The sequence below is a fragment of the Hydrocoleum sp. CS-953 genome, from assembly GCF_002260545.1.
In the GTDB taxonomy this organism is placed as follows: domain Bacteria; phylum Cyanobacteriota; class Cyanobacteriia; order Cyanobacteriales; family Microcoleaceae; genus Trichodesmium.
This window is the reverse complement of record NZ_LGSU01000853.1, coordinates 1-5,055: the sequence shown is the minus strand read 5'-3', so window position 1 is coordinate 5,055 and position 5,055 is coordinate 1. Positions and strand designations below refer to the sequence as shown.

The following is a 5,055-nucleotide window of genomic DNA, read 5'->3' as shown; positions in this document are numbered from 1 at the left end:
ATAAAATATTATCAAATTTTTGTTTTTAAATTTTAAATTTTGAATTCTGTGAAAAGGTACTAAGTTGCTTACTAATCCAATATTCTTAAAATAGAAAGAAATTTATCAAACACGATTGGGTAATTTACCCCGTCTTTTAAGGGAAAATGTTTCCCCGCTACAAAAACAACTTCTGACTTCTGACTTCGTTAAAATTATCTATAGCTAGAATGACAATTACGATCGCCCTTAATACCGAACATATCCATAACTTAGATTTATCCCCGGCTGAAAGTGTAATTTCTCCAATACTAAATGAAGGAGCGATCGCCTCTTCTGAACAGCAGCTAAATTTTGCCATTAATTATCAACAAGACCCCCAAGATCCAAGGGAACTTTCAGAAATTCCAGAAGTGCGTTTATGGTTTATCCGTTTAGATAGTCGTTATCCCTGGCTGCCATTTTTGCTCAACTGGAAGGATGGAGAGCTGTCTCGTTATACTGCAATGCTTGTACCCCACCAATTTCATCGGAGTGAAGGTATCCAATATAATCCAGAAGCATTAGAAATATTTCTGATGCACAAAATTTTTGTTTTGAGAGACTGGTTAAATAAACAAAATATTTCTAGTAAATCCAGATTAATGTCTATGTCTCAAATGTTGGGGTATGATTTGACAGAGGAATTTTTAGAATTTAGAATTTAGAATTTACGCAGAGACAAGATATATAGCGCTCAAAACTATAACGTTATAGTTTTTGAACTCTATATATAGTAGATTTGCTTAAGTCCTGTAAATTTTTGTAGTAAAAAAAAATAGAGAAACCGAATTTATTATGAAATGCCTAATCATAGTAACATCTATCTCCCATAAACCCGGTTTCTGATGTAGAGGCGACTCGCGTTGTGGCTTTTGCCGACGTGGGAGTAGAGAAAAGAATTTTTAGAATTTAGAATTTACCCAGAGACAAAATATATAGCGTTCAAAACTATAACGTTATAGTTTTTTAACTCTATATATAGTAGATTTGCTTAAGTCCTGTAAATTTGTGTAGTAAAAAAAAATAGAGAAACCGAGTTTATATGAAATGCCTAATCATAGTAACATCTATCTCCCATAAACCCGGTTTCTGATGTAGAGGCGACTCGCGTTGTGGCTTTTGCCGACGTGAATAGACTAGCATTCCGCAGGAAATAGCCCTTTTAAAGCAGGCAGATTTAATATATGAGGGAATAGGGAGTAGAGAAAAGAATTTTTAGAATTTAGAATTTACCCAGATACAAGATATATAGCGTTCAAAACTCTAACGTTATAGTTTTTTAACTCTATATATAGTATATTTGCTTAAGTCCTGTAAATTTTTGTAGTAAAAAAAATAAAGAAACCGAGTTTATATGAAATGCCTAATTATAGTAACATCTACCTTCCATAAACCCGGTTTCTTAATTTAGAGGCGATTCGCGTTTGCGCAGCATTCCGCAGGAAATCGCCCCTCCAAAGCAAGCAGATTTAATATATGAGGGAATAGGGAGTAGAGAATATTTCTCCTTATTACTGAGAACTTGCTGATTAAATCTCAAACTATTAACAATAGAGGTTTTAGGCTTTTTGGGGCATTGAAAAAGTTCAGGGGTTTTAAGTTTAAAACGCTCAAAAAGTTAGGATTTTTGGCAATAGTTGGGCAAAAAAAATTACTCCCCTACTCCCCTACTCCCCTACTCCCCTATTCTCCTATTCTCCTACTCTCCTACTCCCCCACTCCCCTACTCTCTAGTTCAACTTTCTCCGCCCCAAATTTTCTGTAAGACTTCCTGGGGTGAAATATCTGCCATTTTCCCTGTTGAAGATTTAATCGCAACTACCCGATCGCTCTTAGGTAATAATTTTTCTGGTTCGGTTGGACCAAACAGAGCAATAGTATATGTCCCAACGGCAACTGCTAAGTGCATTGGGGCACTATCAGTACATATCATTAAATTAGCTCCAGCAATCATAGCAGCTAATTTACCTACATCTCTAGGAGTAACTACTTTTATATCTGGAGAAGATTCTTTAATTTGATTGACCCATGGTGCATCTTCAGGGCCTTTTACTATTACTACTGGTAAGTTAGGTTGTTTCTGTTGCAGTTCTGAAATAATCTCCTGCCAGTAATTAGTAGGATAAATTTTATCGATACCTTTAATCTGAGCTAGCTGACTAGAACCACCATGAATCAGAATATAGCCACTTTCTGCAACTTCTAATCTTTGCTGTTCAGCTTCGGCCTCATCAATATCTGTTTTGGGGACATTAATTGATATTCCCTTGAAAGGGGTGGTAATGTCCATCCCCTGTAACAAGTCATGGTACATCTGAGCAGCATATTGTTCAGTTTTTAGGGGTATAGGGTCGGAGAGAAATATTGCTCCATTACCTGCATAACCCACCCGTTTAGGAATTCCTGTTAACCATAACAATAGGCCAACTGTCCAACGTTGTCCCAGGGAAATTACGGCCTCGTATTCGCGATCGCGCATAATACCCAACAAATTTCCCCAGTCGGCAAGACTATTGGCATCTTTAAAGTCGTAGGTTAGGACATCCCGGACGGACTTGCAAACTCGGTATGCACCCTTAGAGCGAGGTTCTACAATTACGTCAATCTGAGATTCTGGATAGGATTGTTTAAGGTCATCCAGAGTAGGAAAGAATAAAATTTGGTCGCCTATTCCACCAGGGACAAGGGCAAGTATTCTCATGTTTAAGGAATTAAAGTTAATTATCAGTTGAATTTTAACAAGGGGGGAGAAGGATTAAAGTTAATTATCAGTTGAATTTTAACAAGGGGGAGTTTAAGGGGCTATAAGTCCAACACCATAATCTATGATTTGGTGTCTGGATACATAGGCCCCTCAACTAAATTTTGCTTAGTCCAACCCGACAAAATTTACATTTTAATGTTACAGTTTTATCATAGTAGTTGAAAAGCGATAAATGTTTAAGGCTTACAAGTACAGAATTTATCCAAATACTGAGCAACAAGCAGCTTTGGCAAAAAGCTTCGGCTGTTGTAGATTCTTTTGGAATTATTCATTAAACCTGTGCCAAGAAACATATCAGAAAACTGGGAAAGGTTTATCAAGAAGTAAAATCCAAGGAATGTTACCTGGTCTAAAAAAAGAATATCCTTGGCTAAAAACAGATGTGTATTCTCAGTGCTTACAAGTTGTCGCGTTAAATCTTTCAACTGCTTACAAAAATTTCTTTGAAAAGCTGGCTCAATATCCACGATTCAAATTAAAACATCATAAACAATCTATTAGCTATCCTCAAAATGTAAGGTTTGAAGGTGATTATCTCAAACTGCCCAAGATAGGATTAGTTTATTGGGTTTGCCATAGAGAATTTGAGGGAAAAATTAAAACTGTCACAGTTTCTAAAAAACTAGATAGTCAATATTATGTTTCTGTTTTAGTTGACGATGGCAAGGAAAAACCCAAGCAATCAGCAAGAGATAAAGCTATTGGTATTGACCTTGGATTGACTCATTTTGCAGTAACAAGCGAAGGTTCTAAGTACGATAATCCTCGTCATACCAAGAAGCATGAACGCAACTTAAAATGGAAACAGAAAAAGCTGCTTCGGAAAGTAAAAGGCAGTAACAATAGAAATAAAGCTAGGAAAAAAGTAGCAAAAGTCCATAGTAAAATATCTCGATGCCGTGAGGATTTTCTGCACAAGCTATCCCGCAAGATAGTCAACGAAAACCAAGTTATTGTGGTAGAAAATCTGGCAGTAAAGAACATGGTCAAAAACCACAATTTAGCTAAAGCAATAATGGATTGTGGATGGGGAATGTTTGGAACTATGCTTAATTACAAGGTAGAACGAGAAGGGAAAACCTACTTAGAAATAGATAGATTTTTTCCCTCATCAAAAACCTGTCATGTTTGCTTGAACCAAGTAGGTAGCTTGCCACTTGATATCAGAAGTTGGAAGTGCGAATATTGTCAGACAACCCATGACCGTGATATTAATGCAGCAATAAATATTAGAGATGAAGGCTTGCGGATACTGTCGTTGGGAACCAGCGATACTGCCCTTGGAGGGAATGTGAGTCGGGTTGGCAAAACATCGGTTTTGTCAGACGCTATTCCTGGTGAGTAGGGAAGCCAAGACTATATCCCTTGCGATTAGTGTTGGTAGTTCACGTAGAGTATATAGCTAGATTTAATTATTTATAGGCAAGCTTTAACACAAAATGTATTTATTAATTCCTGCTGCTGGTATGGGGCGACGGATGGGAAGTTCCCGAAATAAGCTTTTGTTGACTCTGTTGGGTAAGTCTTTATTGAGTTGGACTCTTGAAGCTGCTGTCAAATCTCATCATATTATTTGGATTGGTATTATTGGACAACCTGTTGATTTTCCAGATTTTCAAAAAAGTATTTCGGATTTGTCTACTGACAAGCATATAAAGTTAATTGAGGGAGGGGAAACTCGTCAGGAGTCGGTTTATAATGGTTTACAGGCTTTGCCATCGGCAGCGGAACAAGTATTAATTCACGATGGTGCGAGGTGTTTGGCGACTCCTGAACTTTTGGACAGATGTGCGGAGGAGATTTTTAAGTGTCCTGGTTTAATTGCTGCTGTGAGAGTTAAGGACACAATTAAGGTGGTCGATCCATCTGGTTTAATTCAGGATACACCAGACCGTCGCAATTTGTGGGCTGCTCAGACACCCCAGGGGTTTGAGGTAAATTTGTTGAAGGAATGCCACGAGAAGGGGCGTCAGTTAGGTTGGGAAGTTACCGATGATGCTGCTTTGTTTGAAAAATGTGGTTTACCTGTAAAAATTGTTGAGGGAGAGGAGACTAATTTAAAGGTGACAACTCCTGTGGATTTAAAAGTAGCAGAATTTATTTTGATGGAAGCATTCAAAAATTAATAATTAATAATTAATAATTACCTCTTCTTATAATTCTTATAAAGAAGAGGATTGCCTAAAAGGAATTTTTTCTCTTCTATTATACCAATTCCCATGCATTAATGCTATACTTGAGTGACACTTCAGTTATCAAGTAATTAACAC

Annotated in this window: 4 protein-coding genes; 3 read left to right on the top strand and 1 reads right to left on the bottom strand. The window is 37.1% G+C overall.

All coding sequences use genetic code 11. The features are described from left to right. Positions 1-209 precede the first annotated feature (209 nt). Positions 210-686, top strand: a complete 477-nt coding sequence (locus AFK68_RS11075) for a CRR6 family NdhI maturation factor (RefSeq protein WP_094672767.1) — start codon at positions 210-212, stop codon at positions 684-686. Positions 687-1,756: 1,070 nt separating this feature from the next. Here the strand turns inward: AFK68_RS11075 and AFK68_RS11070 are convergent. Beyond that, the gene (locus AFK68_RS11070; protein ID WP_094672765.1) at positions 1,757-2,722 is read right to left on the bottom strand and encodes a glycosyltransferase family 9 protein; all 966 of its coding nucleotides are present in this window, start codon (positions 2,720-2,722) and stop codon (positions 1,757-1,759) included. A gap of 235 nt (positions 2,723-2,957) precedes the next feature. On the opposite strand from AFK68_RS11070, the gene AFK68_RS11065 reads away from it, so the two are divergent. Continuing rightward, complete coding sequence (locus AFK68_RS11065) at positions 2,958-4,130, top strand: RNA-guided endonuclease TnpB family protein (RefSeq protein WP_094672713.1); 1,173 nt, start codon at positions 2,958-2,960, stop codon at positions 4,128-4,130. A gap of 94 nt (positions 4,131-4,224) precedes the next feature. Next, entirely contained in the window at positions 4,225-4,911 is a 687-nt protein-coding gene (gene ispD / locus AFK68_RS11060; RefSeq protein ID WP_094672714.1) for a 2-C-methyl-D-erythritol 4-phosphate cytidylyltransferase, read from the top strand. Positions 4,912-5,055: the final 144 nt, after the last annotated feature.

Bases quoted from the DNA above. Each gene is read 5' to 3' on its own strand.
- AFK68_RS11075 (WP_094672767.1), top strand. From the start codon at position 210: ATGACAATTACGATCGCCCTTAATACCGAACATATCCATAACTTAGAT.
- AFK68_RS11065 (WP_094672713.1), top strand. From the start codon at position 2,958: ATGTTTAAGGCTTACAAGTACAGAATTTATCCAAATACTGAGCAACAA.
- AFK68_RS11070 (WP_094672765.1), bottom strand. From the start codon at position 2,722: ATGAGAATACTTGCCCTTGTCCCTGGTGGAATAGGCGACCAAATTTTA.
- ispD (WP_094672714.1), top strand. From the start codon at position 4,225: ATGTATTTATTAATTCCTGCTGCTGGTATGGGGCGACGGATGGGAAGT.